The organism is Rathayibacter sp. AY1C1, from assembly GCF_002932105.1.
In the GTDB taxonomy this organism is placed as follows: domain Bacteria; phylum Actinomycetota; class Actinomycetes; order Actinomycetales; family Microbacteriaceae; genus Rathayibacter.
In genome coordinates this window covers 15542-35082 of the sequence record NZ_PSWH01000028.1, presented here as the reverse complement: position 1 = coordinate 35082, position 19541 = coordinate 15542, and the positions used below count along the sequence as shown (strand labels likewise).

Sequence of the window (19541 nt, the reverse complement as noted above, 5' to 3'; positions counted from 1 at the left end):
ATTCCCTTCAGACGTCGTGCTGCGCCTCGGCCAGCAGCGGCGCGAGCAGCTCCTCGATCCGGCGCCGCGCCCCCTCGGCGTCACCCGCGGCGATCGCCTCGACCAGCTCGGCGTGCTGGCGGGCGTGCACGTCCTCCTCGCCGACGACGTCCTCCTCCAGCACCGACTCGAACATGCCGGTGAGGCCGTCGTAGAGCTCGACGAACAGGTCGTTGTGGGTCGCGACGACGACGGCCCGGTGCAGCGCGGTGTCCGCGGCGATCCGCTCGGCGAGCTCCGGCGCCTCCCACGAGCGGGCCCGGCGGGCCAGCAGGGCGCGGAGGGCGGCGACGTCCTCCCCGGTGCGGCGCTCGGCCGCCAGCGCGGCCGTCGCCCCGTCGATCGCGAACCGCAGCTCGAGGCCCTCCCGGCGGGCGGCGCTCGGGATGCGGCGGCGCAGCGACTCGGCGAGCTGCGAGCGCGCGGTGACGAACGTGCCGCGCCCCTGCTCCCGCCGCACGAGGCCCGCCTGCACGAGGGCCTGGACGGCCTCGCGGACGGAGTTGCGTCCGGCGCCGGTCCAGCGGGCGAGCTCGGCCTCCACCGGGATCCGCTCGCCGACGGCCCAGCGGCCGGAGCGGATCTCCTCGTGGAACAGCGCCGTGACGTGGTCGATCACGCTCTCGCGCTGGAACGGCGCCGCGGGGCTAGACTCGCCAGGATTCATCCCATCATCCTATCTCTCGGGGACTCCATGACCGCAGCACCGACGCTCCGCGCCACCGCCCTCCTGGCCCTCGCCGCCATCGCGATCACCGCGCTGAACCTCCGCACCGCCGTCACCGGCTTCAGCCCGCTGCTCGACACGATCGGCGCCGATCTCGGCTTCGGGCCCTCGCTCTACGGGGCGCTGGGGACGATCGTCACCGCCTCCTTCGCCGTCTTCGGCTTCGTCGCCGCGGCCGTCTCGCGCCGGATCGGCCTGGAGCGCACGCTCGCGATCGCGACGCTGGTGACCACACTGGGCATCGCCCTCCGCGCGCTCAGCCCGAGCCCGGTCGCTCTGGTGCTCTCGACCGTCGTCGCCTTCGCGGGCGTGGGCACCACGAACGTGCTCATCGTGCCGATCGTGAAGCGGTACTTCGCCGAGCGGATCAAGACGGTCAGCTCGCTCTACCTGGCGCTGCTGCAGGTGGGCCAGTTCGTCGCTCCGCTGGTCGCGGTGCCGCTGGCCTCGACGGCGGGGTGGCGCTGGGCGATCGGGATCTGGGCCGTGATGACGGCCGCGGCCTGCCTGCTCTGGGCGGCGCTCGCGGCCCGCGGAGGAGGCGGGGCGGCTCCGGCCGCCGCCGGCGGCCGCGTGGACGGGGCCTGGCGCACGCCGCTGCTCTGGGCGATGGTGCTGATGCTCGGGATGACCGGTCTGCCCACCTACGGGATCATCACCTGGCTGCCGACGATCCTCGTCGACGCGGGCGCGGATCCGGCGCAGGGCGGTGCGCTGCTGGCGCTGTTCTCGGTGTTCGGCCTCGCCGCCGCCTTCGTGGTGCCGCCGCTGACGCTGGGGATGCGCAACCCGGTCGTGGTCGTGGTGGTGTGCTGCGCGCTGCTCGCCGTCGGATACGCCGGCCTCGTCGTCGCTCCGCTGGAGGGAGCCGTGGCGTGGGTGGTCTGCCTCGGGCTCGGCGTCAGCACGTTCCCGATGACGCTGACGCTCGTGAACGCGCGGACGCGGACGACCACCGGCTCCTCGACCCTCTCCGGCGCCACGCAGGGGCTCGGCTACGGGCTCGCCTGCCTCGGCCCGCTGCTGATCGGCGTGCTCTACGAGGCGCAGGGGGACTGGAGCGGCGCGTACGCGCTGCTGTTCGCCGGAGTGGCGGTGCTGCTGGTCAGCGGGATCGTCGCGTGCCGTCCGCGGTTCCTCGAGGACGAGGCGGCGCTCCGCCGGGCCTGAGCGGCGGCGCTCAGCGCGACGCGGCCGGAGCGAGCGCGGAGACGATCCGCCCCAGCCCGAAGCGCCAGGCGCTCTCCACGTCGCCGCCGAGGGTGAAGGCGCCGGTGATCTCCATCCCAATGAACCCCGTCGCCCAGGCGGTCAGCATGCGCGCCGCCTCGAGGGCGTCCTCCTCGCCCGCCAGCTGCGCGGCGAGGTCCAGGAGGCGGGCGCTCGCCGCGTCGCGGTACTCCTGGGCGGCGACGGGCATGCCGGGAGCGGGGGCCGTCACGAGGAGGAACGCGGCCGGCCGGTCTCTGGCCGGAGCTCCTGGCCGAGCTGCGCGCAATGGGCCGCACCCTCGACGACGTGCGCGGCGTCGTGCTGACCCACGGCGACTCCGACCACGTGGGCTTCGCCGAGCGCCTGCGCCGCGACCACGGCGTGCCGGTCCACGTGCACGCCGCCGACGCCGAGCGGGCGAAGGGCGGGGCGAAGCCGAGGACCGCGACACCGCGGCTGCGCGTCCTGCCGCTCCTCGGCTTCGCGGCCTACGCGCTGCGGAAGGGCATCGCGAAGGTCCCGCCGCTCACCGAGGTCGTCGAAGTGCACGACGGGCAGACGCTCGACCTGCCGGGCGCTCCCCGCGTGATCGCGCTCCCGGGTCACTCCCCGGGGAGCATCGCCGTGCACGTGCCGCCGGCCGACGCGGTCTTCGTCGGCGACGGGCTGACCACCCGCCACGTGCTCACCGGCCGCACGGGTCCGCAGCCCGCGCCCTTCACCGACGAGCCGGAGCAGGCGCTCGCGTCGCTCCGGGCGCTCCTGCCCACCGGGGCGCGCTGGGTGGTCCCGGGCCACGGAGCGCCGTGGAGCGGCGGGATCGAGGCGGCGGTCCGGCTGGTCGAGAGCGCCTGAGGCCCGGAGCCGCTCAGGAGGCGGGGACGAGCTTCCAGCGGTCGGCGAGGATCTCGAGGCCCTTGTCGAAGGTCGCCGACCACGCCGTGACGTCGTGGGCGCTGTCCGGCACCTCGAGGTAGGTGGCGCTCATGCCGGCGGCGACGGCCGCGGCGTAGACGGTCTTCGCTCCGGGGAGGAACGAGGTGTCCTCGGCGCCGACTCCGAAGATCGCGACGGTGCCGGTGTAGGGGGCGTTCGCCGCGAGGACGTTCACCGGCTTCGCGGTCTCGTAGGCGGCCTGGTCGCCGCCGAACCCCTGCGCGACCGTCGCCGCCTCGCTGCCGAGGGTCGGCGCGAGCTCGCCCGAGGCGTCGACGATGTTGCCGAAGAGCGACGGGTGGCCGGCGCCGAGCTGGATCGAGCAGGTCCCGCCCTGCGAGAGGCCGCCGATCGCCCAGTGCTGCGCGTCGCCGAGCACCGGCAGGTTGGCGCGGATCCAGTTCGGGACGTCGACGGTGAGGTAGGTGGCGGACTTCCCGAGCGGCGAGTCGACGCACATCGGGTTCCTGTCCGGATCGCCCAGCTGGTCGGGCGACACGACGATCGGCGCGAGGCCGGCGTGAGCGGCGGCGTAGGCGTCGAGGGTCTGCTGGAACTTCTCGGTCGAGAGCGGATCGGAGGGCGACCCCGGCTGCCCCGAGAGCATGATCATCACCGGCAGCAGCGGCGGTGCCGCGGTGAGGGCCGCGGGCGGGAGGTAGACCACCGCGTCGCGGGCCGGGAAGCCCGACGCGGTGGCGGGGATGGCGACCGTCGAGACCGAGCCGACGGCGGGCATCCCGGCCGGGGCCGTCCAGGTCGCGAGGTCCGAGTGCGGTCCGTCCGCGGCGGCGACCGGCACGGAGGAGTCGGAGTACGCGCTGATCCCGAGCGCGCTGCGCACCGTGGGGTACTGGCCGAAGTCGATGTTGACGGTCATCGCGGCCGCCGCGACGACGAGCACTCCGGCCGCGAGCGATGCGAGAACCCCCCGCGCGCGGCGGCGGGCGATCGCGTGCCCGAGGACGACCAGGGCGACGCCCAGCCCGCCGATCCCGAGGCCGATCGCGACCCGGGTGACCGGCGTGAAGTCGACGCCGAACGGGCCGTCGGGCCCGTCGACGAGGGCGGCCAGGGCGGCGCCGCCGATCAGGCCCAGGAGGAGGACCGCGACGGCGATCCCGCCGCGCCGGGAGCGCCCGCGGCGGGGAGCGCGGACGTGGGCGGCGAGCAGGAGGAGGAGCGCTCCGATCGCGAGCACGTAGACGGCGACGACGAGGGGGCCGGAGACGAGGCTCAGGTCGAGGAGAGAGGTCATGCGTCGATCCGGTCGGAGGGTGCTCGGGCGGGCGTCAGTCTGGCGGCGGTCTCTGGAGGAGAGCCGGGAGCTGTCGGGAGCGATTCTCCTCCCCGGGCGCGGATCCACCGAGCTCTCCACCGATCGGGCGCAACCCCGCGCGCCGCGCCGCCGCTCCCGCCTAGCGTGGGACTCCCGACGCACACCGCGCCCTCACGAAGGAGCCCGCACCATGACGCAGCACCCCCGCCTCGAGACCTCCTCCCGCGAGGCCCGCGCATGAGCCGCGGAGTCGCCGTCGTCACGGGCGGCACGGCCGGGCTCGGACGCGCCACGGTCCGCGAGCTCGCCTCCCGCGGCTGGGACGTCGCCGTGCTGGCGCGCGGCGAGGACGGACTGGCGGCCACGGTCGCCGAGATCGAGCAGAAGGGCCGGCGCGGGCTGGGCATCCCGACCGACGTGGCCGACCGCGAGGCCGTCGAGTCGGCGGCCGACCGGGTCGAGGCCGAGCTCGGCCCGATCGAGCTGTGGGTCAACGACGCGATGGTCGGCGTCTTCGGCGAGTTCCTCTCGACCGAGCCCGCCGACTTCGAGCGCGCCGTGGGCGTCAACTTCTTCGGCTTCGTCAACGGCACCCGCGCAGCCCTCTCCCGGATGACCCCGCGCGACCGCGGGCACGTCATCCAGGTCGGCTCCGCCCTCGCGCACCGGGGCATCCCGCTGCAGGCCGCGTACTGCGCCTCCAAGTTCGGCGCCCGAGGCTTCACCGAGGCCGTCACCGCGGAGCTGCTGCACGCGAAGAGCCGCGTGCGCCTGTCCGAGGTCGACATGCCGGCGCTCAACACCATCCAGTTCAACTGGGTGAAGTCGCAGCTGCCGCACCACCCGCAGCCCGTGCCGCCGATCTACGAGCCCGAGGTGGGCGCGATCGCGATCGCCGACGTGGCCGACAAGCCGCGCCGCCGCACCTGGGTCGGCGAGCCGACCGCGGGCACCATCCTCGGCGACCGCTTCGCCGGGCGCTTCATGGACTGGTACCTCGCCCGCAGCGCCTTCGACGGTCAGCAGGCCCCCGACAAGACGGAGCCGATGCTCCCGAACAACGTGTACGAGCCGGTCCCCGGCGATCACGGCGCCCGCGGCCTCTTCAGCGACCGCGCGCACACCATGACGCCCCAGATCTGGATGATCCGCCACCGCGCCCTGAGCTACGCGGGGGCCGCCGCGGCCCTCGCCGCCGGCGCCGCGGGCGTCGTCTCGGCCCTGCGGAGGAAGTGACCGTGGTCGACGCCGTCGTCATCGGGGCGGGGCCCAACGGCCTCGCCGCCGCGGTCACGCTCGCGCGGGCCGGGCTCTCGGTCACCGTGCTCGAGCGCAACGAGACGATCGGCGGCGGCGCGCGCACGGCGGAGCTGACACTGCCCGGGTTCCACCACGACGTCTGCTCGGCGGTGCACCCGATGGCGCTCGCGTCCGGCTTCTTCCGCGCCTTCGGGCTCGACCGGCGCATCGAGCTGGTCGTCCCCGAGATCTCGTACGCGCATCCGCTCGACGGCGGCCGCGCGGGCATCGCCTACCGCGACCTCGACCGCACGGCCGAGGCGCTGGGGCGCGACGGAGCGGCGTGGCGCGCCCTGATGGGACCTCTCTCCGAGCGGGCCGACCGCGTCGCGGGCTTCACGAACGACGCGCTGCTGCGGATCCCGACGGACCCGAGCGTGCTGATCCGCTTCGGACTGCGGGTGCTCGAGCAGGGCACCCCGGTGTGGAACCTGCGCTTCCGCGACGACGTCGCCCCGGCGATGTTCTCCGGGGTCGCCGCGCACTCGATCCGCCCGATGCCGAGCCCGTCGACGGCCGCGGCCGCCCTGGCGCTCGGCGCCTACGCCCACGCGCGCGGCTGGCCGGTGCCGATCGGAGGCAGCCAGTCGATCGTCGACGCGCTCGCCGACGACCTCCGGGCGCACGGCGGCACCATCGAGACCGGCGTCGAGGTGACCTCGCTCTCCGAGCTGCCCCCGGCCCGCGCCGTGCTCGTCGACGGCACGCCGACGGCGCTGCTCGCGATGGCGGGGGACCGGCTGCCCCCGGCGTACGCCGCGGCCCTCCAGCGCTTCCGCTACGGCAACGGCGTGGCCAAGGTCGACTTCGCCCTCGACGGGCCGGTGCCGTGGACGAACCCGGAGCTCGCCGGCGCAGGCACGTTGCACGTGGGCGGCAGCCGCGCCGAGATCGCGGCCGCCGAGCGCGACGTGAAGCGCGGCCGGCACAGCCGCAGCCCCTACGTGCTGGTGGCGCAGCCCTCGATCGCCGATCCGACCCGGGCGCCCGAGGGCAAGCACGTCCTCTGGGCGTACACGCACGTCCCCCGGTACTCGCCCGCCGACCAGCAGGAGGCGATCACCGCCCAGATCGAGCGCTTCGCCCCCGGGTTCCGCGACCGCGTGATCGGCGCCTCCTCGATGACCGCCCGCGACATGCAGGCCTACAACCCGAACTACCTGGGCGGCGACATCGCCGCCGGCGCCGCGAGCGTCGCGCAGCTGCTCTCGCGCCCGGTCCCCACGACCGACCCGTGGCGGACGCCCGCGAAGGGGCTCTACCTCTGCTCCTCGTCCACCCCGCCCGGGCCGGGCGTGCACGGCATGGCCGGCTGGCACGCCGCCCGCAGCGCGCTGCGGCACGAGTTCGGGGTGCGCGCGTCGCCCGACCTGTCGCCGGAGGCGCAGCCGGCCTGAGCCGCCGCCGTTGCGCTGCGCCCGTCGCCGCCCCCGGCCTGCCAGGCTGAGGGACGGCGCCGCCACGCGCCCCACCACCACTCGAAGGAGCCCGCGATGTCCCGCACCACCCGCGTCGTCCACTGCCCGCCCGAGTCCGTCTTCGCGGTGCTCGCCTCCGGCTGGCTGTTCCCGAGCTGGGTCGTCGGCGCGTCGCGGATGCGGAAGGTCGACGCCGACTTCCCGCACGTGGGCTCGCAGCTGCACCACTCCTTCGGCCTGTGGCCGCTCGTGATCGACGACCGCACCACGGTTCTCGAGTGGGACCCGCCGCGCCGGATGGTCATCCAGGCCGCCGGCTGGCCGCTCGGCGAGGCCCGGGTGCGCGTCGAGGTCGAGCCGCACGCGCGCGGCGCGAAGGTGCGGATGCACGAGGCGCCCGTGAAGGGCCCGGGCACGCTCATCCCGAAGCCGCTGATGCACTCGTTCCTCTGGATCCGCAACCGCGAGGCCGTGCGCCGGCTCGCCCACATGGCCGAGGCGGGAGCCGCGGGCCGCACGCTCGCGCCCGCCTCGCTCCCCTCGCCCGCCGACCGCGCCGGGATCGACCGGCCGAAGCACGTCTGGGCGCGCCTGACCGGAGCGATCGGGTCGATCGCGGTCGGGACGCTCGTGGTCCGCGGCGTCCTCGCGGCCGTGCGGCGCGCCCGGAGCTGACGGGCCCGGACCCGACGGCGCCCGGACCCGACGGCGCCCGGAGTCGGCGGCGCCCCGGAGACGACGGCGCCCGGGTCGGACGCCGCTCGGCTCGGACGCCGCCCGGGTCAGACGATCCGCTCGACCAGCCGCACGTGCTGCACCGCGACGCGCTTCGGCTCGCCCGCGAAGGCGGCGTCGCGCTCGGGCGAGGCCAGGTACGCCCGCTCGATCTCGGCGAACGCGTCGGCGTCGCCGGCCGTGCTGACCGCCCAGACGAACTCGTTCACCTCGCGGTCGGCGTAGGCGAACTCGATCCGGAAGCCGTGGGCCTCGCGCGCCGGCACGATCCGCTCGGGGAACCAGGCGAGGAAGTCGTCCATCACCCCGTCCATCAGCTCGTAGCGTCGGAGTTGGATCGTCCTGGTCTCGGCTGCAGCGCTCATGCTGCGACGGTACCCGCCCGGCGGCCGCGCCGTCGCCGCGCTACGCTCGCCGCCGACAGCCCCACGCCGAGGAGGACAGCACGGACCCCCGCCACCGCTCCCTCGCGCTGCTCGTCGCCGGCTGCTTCTTTATGGAGAACCTCGACGCCACGATCGTGACGACCGCCGCGCCCGCGATCGCCGCCGACCTGGGCGTCGACTCCGCCGCGGTCTCGATCACCGTCACCGCGTTCCTCCTCACCGTCGCCGTCCTCATTCCGGCCTCGGGCTGGCTCAGCGAGCGCTTCGGCGTGCGCCGCGTCTTCACCACCGCGATCGCCGTCTTCACCCTCGCCTCCCTGCTCTGCGCGCTCAGCCCCACGCTGCCGCTTCTGGTCGGCGCCCGGGTCCTGCAGGGCGTCGGCGGCGCGCTGATGGTGCCGGTCGGCCGGCTCGCGGTGCTGCGGGCGACTCCGCGGGAGGGGATCATCCACGCCATCGCGATCCTGGTCTGGCCGGGACTGGTCGCCCCCGTGATCGCGCCGTTCCTCGGCGGGCTGCTCACCACCGTCGCCTCCTGGCACTGGATCTTCCTGATCAACCTGCCCCTCGGGGTCGTCGCGTTCGCGATCGCGCGCCGGATCGTCCCCGCCACCTCCGAGAGCGCGCCGACCCCGCTCGACGTCACGGGGCTGGTGCTCGTCGCGGTCGGGCTCGGCGCGCTGGTCGGAGCGGCGGGGCTCCTCACCGGCTCCGAGCTGGACGGGCGGGCGGTGGCGCCGCTGCTCGTCGGCGCGGTCGTGACGGCGCTCGCCGTGCGGCACCTGCGCCGCGCCGAGCATCCGCTCGTGCGGCTCGACGCCTTCCGCTTCCGCACCTTCCGGGTCGCCAACGCGAGCGGATCGCTCTACCGGGCGACCGTGAACGCGGTGCCGTTCCTGCTCCCGCTGCTGTTCCAGGACGCGTTCGGCTGGAGCCCGGTGCAGGCCGGCTCCGTGGTGCTGGCGCTCTTCGCCGGCAACCTGGCGATCAAGCCGGCCACGACTCCGCTGCTGCGGCGCCTCGGCTTCCGCGGGGTGCTGGTCGCGGCGAGCGCGGTCGGGGCGGCGTGCATGGCGGCGATGGCGTTCCTCGAGCCTGCGACTCCGGTGGCGCTCGTGGTGGCGCTGCTGGTGCTGAGCGGAGTGGCCCGCTCGGCGGGCTTCACGGCGTACAACACCGTCACGTTCGCCGAGGTCCCGCAGGAGGGGATGTCGGGCGCGAACACCCTCAACGCCACCACGCAGCAGATCGCGGCCGGACTCGGAGTCGCGGCGGGCGCGGTGGCGCTCGCCGTCGGCACCGCGATCGGGCCCGGCCTCGTCCCCTACCGCGTCGCCTTCCTCGCCCTCGCGGTGCTGACCCTCGTGCCGCTCGCCGCCGCCGCCCGGCTCCCGCGCGACTCCGGGAGCGCCCTCACCGCCTGACCCGCGCGGGCGTCAGGCGAGGCCGAGCGCGATCCCGTCGAGGATGTCGTGCGCGGTCGAGCGGACCCGGTCGACGCCCGGCGACGCCTCGTGGACCGCGCGGAGGACCTCTCCCCAGACCAGCGCGCCGGCCGCCAGCACGTCCTCGCGCCCCGGGCGCACCCAGGGGAGGGCCGCCGTCCCCTCCGGAGACAGCGCGGCGAGCTCGTCGCAGGCGGCGAGGACGTCGGAGAGGGGGAGGGACGTCTCGAGCGCAGCGCGGTCGGTGCTACGGAGGACGTGCGCGGTGATCGTGAGCACGGTCGCGGCGACGCCGACGACGCTCCGGGCCTGCGAGAGGTCGACGGAGGAGGCGGCCAGCGCGGCGGCCACGTCCGCCCGCATCGCCGCGCGCTCGCCCTCCGTCGGTGCGGCGGCCCGGCGGTGGCGCTCGGTCAGGCGGACGCTGCCGACGTCCATCGAGTGCGCCTGCTCCGGCTCCGCTCCGCCGAGCACGAGCTCGGTCGAGCCGCCGCCGAGGTCGACGACCAGCACGGGCCGGGCGGAGTCGACGGCCGAGACCGCGCCGCGGAAGGAGAGCCGCGCCTCCTCCTCGCCGGAGATCGTCTCCGGGGTGACGCCGAGGATCCGCTCGACGGCGGCGAGGAAGTCCTCGCGGTCGGCGGCGTCGCGGGTGGCCGAGGTGGCGACGAAGCGGAGGCGCTCGGCGCCGGCCTCCTGCGCGGCGGCCGCGTACTCGCGGGTGACGGCGAGGGTCCGCTCGAGCGCGGCCGGGTCGAAGCGGCCGGTGCGGTCGACCCCGCGGCCCAGCCGCACGAGCTCGGTGCGGCGCTGGACGTCCCGGAGGCGGCCGCCCTCCACGTCGGCGATCAGCAGGCGGAGGGAGTTGGTGCCGCAGTCGAGCGCCGCGACGCGCGTGGGGGAGGACATCCGCCCATTCTGCCCGCGCGGCCGGGGCCGGAGGCGGGCGATAGCCTGGGGGAGAGACGAAGGAGCCGCCCGTGCACGAACACCACGTCCGCGTCCACCGCAGCGACGAGGAGCTCCCGCGACACGGGCAGCTCGCCCACGCGCTCGCCGAGGTCGCCGCCGATCCGGTCGAGATCGACGACGAGGTCGCCGAGATGGTGGTCAACCGGGTCATCGACAACGCCGCCGTCGCCACCGCGTCGCTCCTGCGCCGCCCGGTCGTCGCCGCCCGCGCGCAGGCTCTCGCGCACCCCGCCTCCATCGGCGGCCAGGGCTCGGTCGTCCTCGGCGTCGACCCGGCCCGCCGGGTCTCGCCCGAGTGGGCGGCCTGGGCCAACGGGGTCGCCGTGCGCGAGCTCGACTACCACGACACGTTCCTGGCGGCCGAGTACTCGCACCCGGGCGACAACATCCCTCCGCTGATCGCCGTCGCCCAGCACGCGGGCATCGGCGGGGCGCAGCTCGTCCGCGGCATCGTCACCGGCTACGAGGTCCAGGTCGACCTGGTGCGCGCGATCAGCCTGCACCGGCACAAGATCGACCACGTCGCGCACCTCGGCCCCTCGGCCGCCGCCGGGATCGGCACGCTGCTCGGCCTCGACGTCGCGACGATCGAGCAGGCCGTCGCGCAGGCCCTGCACACGACGACCGCCACGCGGCAGTCGCGCAAGGGCGAGATCTCGAGCTGGAAGGCGTACGCGCCGGCCTTCGCGGGCAAGATGGCGATCGAGGCGGTCGACCGGGCGATGCGCGGCGAGACCAGCCCGTCGCCGATCTACGAGGGCGAGGACGGCGTCATCGCCTGGATGCTCGACGGCGCCGACGCGAGCTACGACGTCCCGCTGCCCGACCGCGGCGAGGCCAAGCGCGCGATCCTCGACACGTACACGAAGGAGCACTCGGCCGAGTACCAGGCGCAGGCGCTGATCGACCTCGCCCGCCGCCTGCACCGCACGCACCCCGAGGCCGCCGACCCGGAGCGCGTCGAGCGGATCGTTTTGCACACCTCGCACCACACGCACTTCGTGATCGGCTCGGGCGCGAACGACCCGCAGAAGTACGACCCGGCCGCGTCCCGCGAGACGCTGGACCACTCCGTGCCGTACATCTTCACGGTGGCGCTGCAGGACGGCGCCTGGCACCACGTGCACAGCTACGCCCCCGAGCGGGCCGCCCGCGCCGACACCATCGCGCTCTGGCACCGGGTCACCACGCAGGAGGACGCGGAGTGGACGCGCCGCTACCACTCCACCGATCCGGGCGAGAAGGCGTTCGGCGCGCGCGTCGAGATCCTGATGACGGACGGCACGACGATCGTCGACGAGATCGCGGTGGCGGACGCGCATCCGCTGGGCGCGCATCCGTTCAGCCGCGAGCAGTACGTGTCGAAGTTCCGCACGCTCGCCGCCGACGTGCTCGAGGAGTCCGAGATCGAGCGCTTCCTCGACCTCGCGCAGCGCCTGCCCGAGCTGACCCCGGAGGAGGTCGGCCGCCTCAGCGTGATCGCCGCTCCCGGCGTCCTCGCCTCGATCGAGCCCCCGCGCGGCCTGTTCTGATCCCTCCGCGGGAGGGTCGTCCGCACGCACGGTGACGCGCGCACGGACGGCCTCCCGCGGCGGGGAGCGCCGTCGTCAGGCGGTCTGCTCGGCGACCCAGTCCTGGATCTCGGCGATGAAGCGCCGGCGCGAGAAGACCCGGGTGCGAGCCCGGAAGGCGTCGACGTCGAGCGCGAGCGCACGCCGCAGCAGGTCGCTCCAGTCGGGATCGCCCTCGAGGTCGGCGATGACGCCCCCGCCGGCGAGGGACACGCTCTCGCGCACTCCGCCGATGTCGGTCCCGATGACCGGCGTCCCGCAGGCCATCGCCTCGACGGGCATGATCCCGAAGTCCTCGACGGCGGGGAAGACGTACACGAGCGCCTGCGCGTAGAGCGCGCGGATCAGCTGGTCGGAGGGCGAGATGACGAAGGTCACGTCGGCCCGGATCTCCTCGGCGTAGGCGCGGAGCCGCGCCTCCCAGGGGCCGTGCCCGGCGATGACGACCGGGAGCCCGGTGCGGGCTCCGGCGTCCATGACCTTTTCGAGGCGCTTGTAGGGGACGAACCGCGAGGCGCCCAGGATGAACGGCCGGGCGAGCGAGTCGAGGAGGCGCAGCTCGTCGTCGTCGAGCGGGGAGCGCCAGTCGGTGATCGTCGAGAGCAGCTCGGTGTTCACCGGCGGGTAGATGACCCGCGACGGCTGGTGCCACGCGTCGCGCACCCGCTGCCCGGTGAAGAGGCTGTTCACGGCGATGGAGGAGGCCTCGGCGGCGCGGAGGCGGTCGATCGGCTTGAGGAGCAGGCTCGCGGTGCGGGCGGCGAGGCTGCTGCCGCGGCCGTCGCGGTCGGGCTCCCAGATGTAGCGGGCCGGGGTGTGCGCGTAGACGAGCTTGCGGGTCGGTCCGCTGGTGCGGACGTGGTGGGCGAAGAGGTGCGAGCTGACCAGCACCCACTCGCGGGAGGCGCCGACCGGGAGCCGCCACGTGGGCAGCATCGCCGGCAGGGCGAGGACCTTGTGGCGGCGCAGCGGCGTGCGCGCCAGCCAGGACTCCGAGACGGGCCTGCCGACGACCTCGGCGCAGTCGCTCCAGAGGACGCGGACGTCGGCGTCGGCGAAGGCCTCGGTCATCGCCTCGAGCACGCGCTCGGCGCCTCCGCGGCGCTCGACCCACTCGTGCACGATCAGGCCGGGACCGACCGGGGGGACGGATCGGGAACGGGTGGTCGCGTCGATGACGGCAGTGATGATGGGCCCCTTCCCCCGGGCGTGCGGTGAGGATCGGGCGGCCATCCGGAGACGGGAGCGGCTCCGAATGCTTATCCGTCGTCGGTGACCGATCAGCAGTGCAGTAGAAGCTAACCGGCTCGTGGAGAAGGAATCGAAAGGCGAGTACGAGTCGTCGCAGAACGACGGGGAAAGGAGAGTCCGATAATCCGGATAAGCCGCGAGTGGAATGGCGAGGATCGTCTGGAGTGCGTCGCGGAGGCGCTATTCCCTTGGAGGTCACAACGATGGAGAAGAGCCGCGGAGAAGAAGAAGTCACTCTTTCAGTGACGCCGTGCCGAAAGGATCAGGAGACGCCGATGCGCTGCAGGGTCTGCCACCGCCACTGGTCGCGGACGCCCTCGCGGACGGTGCGCACCGCCCGCCAGCCCAGCTCCCGCTCGGCGCGTGCCGGGTCGGCCCAGCTCGCGGCGAGGTCGCCCGGCCGACGCTCCACGACCCGCCACCGGACCGTCTCCCCGCTCGCCCGCTCGACCTCGTCGATCAGCTCGAGGACGCTCGTCGGCGAGCCCGTGCCGAGGTTGTAGACGCGGTGCCCGGGCCGCGCGCGCTCGAGCGCCGCGACGTGCCCGGCCGCGAGATCGCAGACGTGGATGTAGTCGCGCAGCCCCGTGCCGTCGGGGGTCGGGTAGTCGTCGCCGAGGACGTCGACGCACCGGGAGGGGTCGCCCGCGGCCCGCGTCAGCACGGGCAGGAGGCTCCCCGGCGCCGTGGCCGGATCCTCGCCGATCCGCCCCGACGGGTGCGCGCCGATGGGATTGAAGTAGCGGAGGCTGACCGCGCGCAGGAGGGGATCGGCGCGCGCGGCGTCGCCGAGGATCTCCTCGATGACGCGCTTGGTCGCGCCGTAGGGGCTCGCCGCGCTGAGCCCGGCGGGGGAGTCCTCCCCGACCGGCATCGCGCCGCCCGGGCTGTAGACGGCCGCCGAGCTCGAGAACACGACGGTGCGGATCCCCGCCTCCGCTGCGACCGAGAACGCCGCGGTGGCGAGCCCGACGTTGACCGTCCAGTACTCGACGGGCCGCCGCACCGAGTCGCCGACCGACTTGAGCCCGGCGAGCAGGACCAGGGCGTCGACCGGGCCGTGGGCGGCGAGGAAGCGGGTCAGTGCGGCCGTGTCGCGCGCGTCGGCGATCAGGCGGGGGACCACCGAGCCGGTCAGCTCCTCCACCGTGTCGAGGGTCCGCTCGCTCGCGTGCGAGAGGTCGTCCACGACCAGCACCTCGTGGCCGCTCTCGAGGAGCGCGACGGCGGTGTGGCTCCCGATGTAGCCCGCTCCGCCCACCAGAAGGACTCGCATGCGGGGGAGCCTAGATCGGCTCCCGCACGGCGTCGGCGCCGCTGTCGGGCCCGCGGATCCGTCGATCCGCGCCGCCGTCACCCGTGCGCGGGACGCCCTCTGCCGCGGTCGTAGCCCGCGATCGCTGCGGACTCGACGGCGAGCGCGACCAGCTTCTCGCCGACCGGGCGGGGCACCACTCCGAGCGCGGCGTCCGCGAATCCCGCGACCAGTGCCGTCCGCCGCTCGCTCCCGTCGCGGGCCAGGAGGCGCACGGCTGCGTCCCACGCGCCGGCTGCGGGCACCGCCTCCCGCACCTGCTCGGGGTGCAGCCGCTCGAAGGTGCGGCGGGCCGCCCCCGAGAGGAACGCGCGCCGGCTGCGGACCGCCGCCGAGACGGAGGCGCCGTGGTGCAGGGCCTCGGCGCCGGGCTCGATCCGCACCGGCACTCCCAGGCGGTGCAGCCGGTAGCCCCAGTCGACGTCCTCCCAGCCGTACTCGCGGTAGTCGGTGCTGTAGCCGCCGACCCGGTCGTACGTCGCCCGCGTCACCGAGACGTTGCCGCCCCAGTAGCGCCAGGAGGCGTCGGAACCCGCCGCGTAGGCGCCGCGGCGGAAGCGCTCGCCGGCGGGCCGGCCGTAGGCGCGGGAGTAGGCGGTGCCCGGGTCGACGTCGGGGCAGAGGCCGACGACGCCGATGACCGCGTCCCGGTGGGCCGCGACGTGCGCGGCGGCCCAGCCCGGGCCGGGCTCGAGGTCGTCGTCGCAGCGGATCAGCACGTCGCCCCGCGCGGCGTCGAAGCCGGCGGTGAGCGCGGCGGAGCGCCCCCGGTTCTCGGGGAGCACGACGCGGCGCACGGGCACGGGGGAGGCGTCGAGGGCGGGCTCGCTGGCATCGACGACGCCGTCGAGGACCACGACCACGTCGAGGTCGCGGTGGGTCTGAGCCGCGAGGGCGGCGAGGAGGCGGGGCAGGCGGGCCGCCCCCGCGTAGCTGGGGACGACGACGCTCGCGACACTCATCGTGGCTCCTCGCCGCGCGGGCTGCTCTCGACCAGGAGCAGCTCCTCCAGCCCGCTCAGCACGCGCGCCAGGTCGTCGGCGATGGCGCCGGGATCGGTGGTGTGGAGGCGGGCGAGCCGGTCGGCCAGGCCGGAGAAGTCCTGCGGCTCGTCGTCGAGCGCGCGCCAGGTCGCGGCCACGCTCTCGCGCAGCGCGTAGGGGCTGCCCATCGGGGAGACGTCCAGCGGGAGCACCAGGACGCGCCCGTTCAGATCGACGGAGGCCGTGTCCGGGCGGCGCCGCCAGAGAAGGAGCCGGGGGTCCTCTGCCATCTTCTCCGCGTCCTCTCCGCTGATCACCGCCAGTGCGAGTAGAAATCCGCCAGCGCCTCTTATCGCGACGCCTCTCTCGCTATGTTTGCCGCCGACGCGCCAAGGGGTGTACGTCGAGCGACAGCACCGGAGGGCCGCCAATGTCGGAGTCTAATCCGCTCGCATCCAGCGATATCAGCGATAAGAGCGAGAAGAAGAGCGCGAATTCCGCGGGCGTCTTCGCACGGCGGACGGTCGTGGCCGGAGCGGTCTGGTCGGTGCCCGCGGTGATGCTGGCGCAGTCCGCCTCCGCCGTCTCGATCAGCTGCTTCCCGGTGGGCACGGTCTTCCAGGCGGTCGCCCGCGGACGCCTCCTCAGCGGCTTCCTCGGCGGCGTGAACCTCGACAATGTCGCCGGTGTCTCGGGCGTGACGGCGACTGCGCCGGCGTCGGGACCGAATCCGCCCGACCCGGTCGTCGTGACGGGCGGCGTCAACGCCACGGTACTGAACGGCATCGCCGTGAACGCGACCGGGCTGACCGGCACGCTCTCCTCCCTCCTCACGCTGGCGGCTCCCGCCGGCGTCGGCACCCTCAACCAGTACGCGGAGGCGAGCACCACCGGCACCGTCCGCGGAGCCTCCGGTGCGATCACCAATGCCGGCCAGCTGGCGCTGACCCCGACGTCGGGGAGCTACCCCGACTTCGGCACCGTCAACCTGCAGGCGATCCTCGCCGCCGTCGGCGGGCCTGGTCTGTCTGACCTCCTGACCAACGTTGCCGGGCTCACTCTGCAGATCGGCGCCGTCACCGGACGCGCAGCTCTTCAGTCGGCCTGCGTGCCCGGGTCGGACAACCTGCAGCGCGACTACCAGATCACCAGGCTGAACCTGGTGCTCACGTCGACGGCGCTGACAGCTCTCGTCACTCAAGTGACGACCGCCCTGACGACGATCGGCAATATCGGTCTTGTCACCGTCGACACCGCCGCCATCCTCGCGGGGAACCTGCCGGGTGGAGGTCAGCCGATCCAGGCGAGCCTCGGGACGACTCCGGCGACACTGACCATCGATCTCGCCTCCCTCCTCGGGCCGGCTCCCGGGCAGCCCGGGAACACGCAGTTCGGCTCCTACTCCGCCTTCCTCAACAACCTCCCGCCGAACTCGACGCTCCTCGTGGACAGCGGACTCGGCGTTCCGGCGGCGGCCCTGACCGCCTTCACGACGTCGCTGGTCACCGTGCTCACACAGCGGCTGCGCGAGAACATCAGGATCCTTGGGATTCCGCTGAACGGCGCTGGCGTGCTCGCCAGCGTCTTGACCCTGGTCCTGAACGTGCTGAACCCGCTGCTCGCGGCCCTGCCTGCTCTTGTCGGAGCCGTTGTCACCACCGCGATCACCCCGGTCTTCACCGCCCTGCGGGACGTCATCCAGATCGACGTCAACGCGCAGAACCGCTCCACCAACCCGACCGGGCCGGCCGCCCTCGAGGCGCTCCCCGTCGGCCGCTACGACGTCGCGGCGCTCTACATCCGCGCGGTGGGGCTCGTGAACCTGCTCGACCTGTTCATCGCCCGCGGCTCCGTCGGGCCGAACGTCCGCACGGGCTAGCCCCGCTCGGCGCCGTCAGGCGCCGCGGACCACGAGGCCGTGCTCGACCATCGCGTCGAGCACGGCCTCGACGTGCGCCCGGGGGTCGCCCGCGGGCGGGGCGCCGTGCTCGGCGACGACGGCCCCGGTCAGCGCGTCGACCGTCGCGGGCGTCCCGAGAGCGCGCCACAGCACCGGGCCGATCCCGTTCAGCGTCTCGACCCGCTCGTCGAGGAGGCAGCTGACCACTCCGTCGCGCTCGACCCACTCGACGCCGGCGGCTCGCGCGAGCAGGCCCGGGCCGGGCGCCGCCGCATCGGCCTCCGGCGCGTCGGCGACGACCGGCGACGGCTCCCCGATCCGCTCCAGGAGCGGCAGCACGGTCTCCGCCTCGCGGTAGCGGAGCACCTGCGCCCCGCCGACGGAGTCGAGCAGCCCGGCGAGGTGGTGCAGCGCCGCGGGCAGTCGTGCGAAGTGGCTCAGCTCGGGCAGCAGCACCGAGAGCGCCTCGTCGAAGGCGATCGGCTCGAGCCGGGGCTCCGCCGGGCCGGACGGGTCGCGGGCGATCAGGAGCAGGGCGGCCAGGCGCAGCGGAGCGTCCGGCAGCGGCTGCAGGCCCATCGCGGCGGGGGAGCGGTGCCGCTTCCAGTCGCCGCCGTCGAGGAGGGCGACGGGCTTCCGGAACGGCAGCACCCGCCCGTCGCGGCGGACGGCGAGCGTCTCGTCGGTCACGTACCCGTACCGGCGCGCGGCGAGGCTCACGAGCGTCGACTTCCCGGCACCGGGCCGGCCGGCGAACGCGACGACGCGGCCGTCGGGCAGGGCGACCGCGGCGGCGTGCACGCTGAGCAGCCGGCCCTCGCAGGCGTCGGCCGCCGCGAGGGTGAGCGCGGCGCCGATGTGCTCGGCGAGGGCGTCCTCGGTCGGCTGCGCGATCACTCCGGGCTCCCCGACCGGCTCGGTCAGCGACACCCGGTACTCGGAGCCCGGGCGATCGGCGTCGTCGTCCACGTCGTTCCACGACTCCTCCACCTCCGCCACGAAGCGGTCGGGGACGGTGTCGTCGAAGGTGAAGCGCACGCCGAGCCCGAAGGGGGCGCGGATCAGTCGGCGGGTCATGTCAGGTCCTGTCCGTCCGTCGGAGGTGGTCCCACGCGAGCGGAGCCGTGCGGGCGCCGCGGCGCAGCCGCCGCCACCAGCCGGCCGCCACGTCGATCCGGCGCGGGCCGATGGCGGGGTCGGCGGCGCGCAGGGCGTGGGGAGCGGGGAAGACGGCGCGGGCGAGGAGCAGCGGCCGCTGCCGCCAGCCGGCCGCGCGCACGGCCTGCACCCACCCCGCGGAGGCGTGGGGCGAGCTCGCGTTGATCCGCCACGCCCGCAGCTCGGCCGCGGGCACCTCCCCGGCGCGCGCGCGGATGCCGAGCGCGTCGAGGAAGGGCTGCGCGGTCTGGACGGCGCCGAGCTCCTCCGCAGCCGCCCGGAGCGGAGCGTGCAGCTCCGCGCGGGCGGCCACCGCCTCGACGAGCAGGTCGTAGTCGGAGGGCCGCGTGAGGCGCGGGTCGGTGATCTGCCAGGCGTCGCGGAGCGCGTGCAGCGCCAGCACGAGTGCCGAGTCGGCGACGCTGGCGGTCGCGACCGGACGGCCGGCCAGCTCCACGATCCGGTGCCGGCTCCACAGCGCCTCGAAGGCGTCGCGCGGCGGCACGAGGAATCCCGGCCACCGCCAGTGCACGTCGATGTCGACCGGCCACGCGGCGTGCCGGTAGGAGCGCGAGTGCTTGGCCGCGAGCGTCGGTCCGTCCGGCCAGGGCCGCTCGGTCCAGCCGTCGGCGGCCAGGAGGGCCAGGATCCGGGGCAGGTCGTCGGGGGCGACCAGCAGGTCGACGTCGCCGGAGGCGCGGGGCGGCCGGAGCCGGTCGGCGGCGGCGGTCGGTCCCTTGAGCACGAGTGCGCGCAGGCCCGCCGCGTCGGCCCGCCGGTGGACGAACGCCGACACCAGCGGCACGGCCTCGTCGGCCCAGAGAACGCCCACGAGCTCCATCCGGTCAGTATTCCAGCGCTCCTGCGGCCCGCGGAGCCCGGCCGGGGGCGGTGGAGCGGAGCGCTCGTCTCGGT

General features: G+C 74.9%; 19 protein-coding genes. 8 read left to right on the top strand and 11 right to left on the bottom strand.

All coding sequences use genetic code 11. From position 1 onward, the window contains the following. Positions 1-7: 7 nt before the first annotated feature. Positions 8-706, bottom strand: coding sequence for a FadR/GntR family transcriptional regulator (locus C5C71_RS12985; RefSeq protein ID WP_104269546.1), 699 nt, complete (start codon positions 704-706; stop codon positions 8-10). 27 nt (positions 707-733) lie between these two features. Here C5C71_RS12985 and C5C71_RS12980 point away from each other — a divergent pair, with 27 nt between their 5' ends. After that, entirely contained in the window at positions 734-1936 is a 1203-nt protein-coding gene (locus C5C71_RS12980) for an MFS transporter (protein WP_104337841.1), read from the top strand. Positions 1937-1946: 10 nt separating this feature from the next. Here the strand turns inward: C5C71_RS12980 and C5C71_RS12975 are convergent, their stop codons facing one another. Then, positions 1947-2186: a TetR-like C-terminal domain-containing protein gene (locus C5C71_RS12975; RefSeq protein WP_146084466.1), complete on the bottom strand. Its 240-nt coding sequence runs from the start codon at positions 2184-2186 to the stop codon at positions 1947-1949. A 59-nt stretch (positions 2187-2245) separates the two neighbouring features. Here C5C71_RS12975 and C5C71_RS12970 point away from each other — a divergent pair, with 59 nt between their 5' ends. Beyond that, a complete protein-coding gene (locus C5C71_RS12970; RefSeq protein ID WP_258068730.1) occupies positions 2246-2833 on the top strand; it encodes an MBL fold metallo-hydrolase in 588 nt (195 codons plus the stop codon). Between the two features lie 13 nt (positions 2834-2846). Here the strand turns inward: C5C71_RS12970 and C5C71_RS12965 are convergent, their stop codons facing one another. Further along, entirely contained in the window at positions 2847-4172 is a 1326-nt protein-coding gene (locus C5C71_RS12965; RefSeq protein WP_104315537.1) for an esterase family protein, read from the bottom strand. Positions 4173-4430: 258 nt separating this feature from the next. On the opposite strand from C5C71_RS12965, the gene C5C71_RS12960 reads away from it, so the two are divergent. The 3 genes from C5C71_RS12960 to C5C71_RS12950 all read left to right on the top strand — a co-directional run bounded on the left by C5C71_RS12960 (position 4431) and on the right by C5C71_RS12950 (position 7585). Beyond that, entirely contained in the window at positions 4431-5429 is a 999-nt protein-coding gene (locus C5C71_RS12960) for an SDR family oxidoreductase (RefSeq protein WP_104233564.1), read from the top strand. Between the two features lie 2 nt (positions 5430-5431). Beyond that, positions 5432-6889, top strand: coding sequence for a phytoene desaturase family protein (locus C5C71_RS12955; RefSeq protein WP_374954294.1), 1458 nt, complete (start codon positions 5432-5434; stop codon positions 6887-6889). 96 nt (positions 6890-6985) lie between these two features. After that, positions 6986-7585: an SRPBCC domain-containing protein gene (locus C5C71_RS12950; RefSeq protein ID WP_104224532.1), complete on the top strand. Its 600-nt coding sequence runs from the start codon at positions 6986-6988 to the stop codon at positions 7583-7585. 107 nt (positions 7586-7692) lie between these two features. Here C5C71_RS12950 and C5C71_RS12945 read toward each other — a convergent pair whose 3' ends face one another. Continuing rightward, positions 7693-8010: an NIPSNAP family protein gene (locus C5C71_RS12945; RefSeq protein WP_104337837.1), complete on the bottom strand. Its 318-nt coding sequence runs from the start codon at positions 8008-8010 to the stop codon at positions 7693-7695. Positions 8011-8141: 131 nt separating this feature from the next. Here C5C71_RS12945 and C5C71_RS12940 point away from each other — a divergent pair, with 131 nt between their 5' ends. Beyond that, positions 8142-9455, top strand: coding sequence for an MFS transporter (locus tag C5C71_RS12940; protein WP_104337836.1), 1314 nt, complete (start codon positions 8142-8144; stop codon positions 9453-9455). Between the two features lie 12 nt (positions 9456-9467). Here the strand turns inward: C5C71_RS12940 and C5C71_RS12935 are convergent, their stop codons facing one another. Continuing rightward, positions 9468-10385, bottom strand: coding sequence for an exopolyphosphatase (locus tag C5C71_RS12935; RefSeq protein ID WP_104324645.1), 918 nt, complete (start codon positions 10383-10385; stop codon positions 9468-9470). 71 nt (positions 10386-10456) lie between these two features. Between C5C71_RS12935 and C5C71_RS12930 the strand changes: the two genes are divergently transcribed. Next, on the top strand, positions 10457-11980 hold the full coding sequence (locus C5C71_RS12930; RefSeq protein WP_104251037.1) for an MmgE/PrpD family protein: 1524 nt from the start codon (positions 10457-10459) through the stop codon (positions 11978-11980). Between the two features lie 75 nt (positions 11981-12055). On the opposite strand, the gene C5C71_RS12925 is transcribed toward C5C71_RS12930, so the two are convergent. From C5C71_RS12925 to C5C71_RS12910, 4 genes are all read right to left on the bottom strand, one after another. Beyond that, positions 12056-13252: a glycosyltransferase gene (locus C5C71_RS12925; protein ID WP_104224527.1), complete on the bottom strand. Its 1197-nt coding sequence runs from the start codon at positions 13250-13252 to the stop codon at positions 12056-12058. 280 nt (positions 13253-13532) lie between these two features. Beyond that, a complete protein-coding gene (gene galE, locus C5C71_RS12920) occupies positions 13533-14546 on the bottom strand; it encodes a UDP-glucose 4-epimerase GalE (protein WP_104337835.1) in 1014 nt (337 codons plus the stop codon). Between the two features lie 77 nt (positions 14547-14623). Next, positions 14624-15547 carry a glycosyltransferase gene (locus C5C71_RS12915; protein WP_104309963.1) on the bottom strand — a complete coding sequence of 308 codons (924 nt, stop codon included), beginning with the start codon at positions 15545-15547 and terminating at the stop codon, positions 14624-14626. Then, on the bottom strand, positions 15544-15858 hold the full coding sequence (locus C5C71_RS12910; protein WP_146084465.1) for a hypothetical protein: 315 nt from the start codon (positions 15856-15858) through the stop codon (positions 15544-15546). Before C5C71_RS12910 ends, C5C71_RS12915 begins: the two co-directional genes overlap by 4 nt. Before the next feature lie 140 nt (positions 15859-15998). On the opposite strand from C5C71_RS12910, the gene C5C71_RS12905 reads away from it, so the two are divergent. Further along, complete coding sequence (locus C5C71_RS12905; RefSeq protein WP_146084464.1) at positions 15999-17447, top strand: choice-of-anchor G family protein; 1449 nt, start codon at positions 15999-16001, stop codon at positions 17445-17447. A gap of 15 nt (positions 17448-17462) precedes the next feature. Here the strand turns inward: C5C71_RS12905 and C5C71_RS12900 are convergent, their stop codons facing one another. Both C5C71_RS12900 and C5C71_RS12895 read right to left on the bottom strand, forming a co-directional pair. After that, entirely contained in the window at positions 17463-18545 is a 1083-nt protein-coding gene (locus C5C71_RS12900) for a PqqD family protein (RefSeq protein ID WP_104337832.1), read from the bottom strand. Position 18546: 1 nt separating this feature from the next. Continuing rightward, positions 18547-19467, bottom strand: coding sequence for a nucleotidyltransferase family protein (locus C5C71_RS12895; RefSeq protein ID WP_104248013.1), 921 nt, complete (start codon positions 19465-19467; stop codon positions 18547-18549). Positions 19468-19541: the final 74 nt, after the last annotated feature.

What these genes read in the sequence shown, in the direction of transcription:
- C5C71_RS12985 (WP_104269546.1), bottom strand. Translation starts at nt 706, where the DNA reads ATGAATCCTGGCGAGTCTAGCCCCGCGGCGCCGTTCCAGCGCGAGAGC.
- C5C71_RS12950 (WP_104224532.1), top strand. Translation starts at nt 6,986, where the DNA reads ATGTCCCGCACCACCCGCGTCGTCCACTGCCCGCCCGAGTCCGTCTTC.
- galE (WP_104337835.1), bottom strand. Translation starts at nt 14,546, where the DNA reads ATGCGAGTCCTTCTGGTGGGCGGAGCGGGCTACATCGGGAGCCACACC.
- C5C71_RS12940 (WP_104337836.1), top strand. Translation starts at nt 8,142, where the DNA reads ATGGAGAACCTCGACGCCACGATCGTGACGACCGCCGCGCCCGCGATC.
- C5C71_RS12905 (WP_146084464.1), top strand. Translation starts at nt 15,999, where the DNA reads ATGTCGGAGTCTAATCCGCTCGCATCCAGCGATATCAGCGATAAGAGC.
- C5C71_RS12935 (WP_104324645.1), bottom strand. Translation starts at nt 10,385, where the DNA reads ATGTCCTCCCCCACGCGCGTCGCGGCGCTCGACTGCGGCACCAACTCC.
- C5C71_RS12895 (WP_104248013.1), bottom strand. Translation starts at nt 19,467, where the DNA reads ATGGAGCTCGTGGGCGTTCTCTGGGCCGACGAGGCCGTGCCGCTGGTG.
- C5C71_RS12900 (WP_104337832.1), bottom strand. Translation starts at nt 18,545, where the DNA reads ATGACCCGCCGACTGATCCGCGCCCCCTTCGGGCTCGGCGTGCGCTTC.
- C5C71_RS12965 (WP_104315537.1), bottom strand. Translation starts at nt 4,172, where the DNA reads ATGACCTCTCTCCTCGACCTGAGCCTCGTCTCCGGCCCCCTCGTCGTC.
- C5C71_RS12945 (WP_104337837.1), bottom strand. Translation starts at nt 8,010, where the DNA reads ATGAGCGCTGCAGCCGAGACCAGGACGATCCAACTCCGACGCTACGAG.
- C5C71_RS12910 (WP_146084465.1), bottom strand. Translation starts at nt 15,858, where the DNA reads ATGGCAGAGGACCCCCGGCTCCTTCTCTGGCGGCGCCGCCCGGACACG.
- C5C71_RS12960 (WP_104233564.1), top strand. Translation starts at nt 4,431, where the DNA reads ATGAGCCGCGGAGTCGCCGTCGTCACGGGCGGCACGGCCGGGCTCGGA.
- C5C71_RS12925 (WP_104224527.1), bottom strand. Translation starts at nt 13,252, where the DNA reads ATGGCCGCCCGATCCTCACCGCACGCCCGGGGGAAGGGGCCCATCATC.
- C5C71_RS12915 (WP_104309963.1), bottom strand. Translation starts at nt 15,547, where the DNA reads ATGAGTGTCGCGAGCGTCGTCGTCCCCAGCTACGCGGGGGCGGCCCGC.
- C5C71_RS12980 (WP_104337841.1), top strand. Translation starts at nt 734, where the DNA reads ATGACCGCAGCACCGACGCTCCGCGCCACCGCCCTCCTGGCCCTCGCC.
- C5C71_RS12975 (WP_146084466.1), bottom strand. Translation starts at nt 2,186, where the DNA reads ATGCCCGTCGCCGCCCAGGAGTACCGCGACGCGGCGAGCGCCCGCCTC.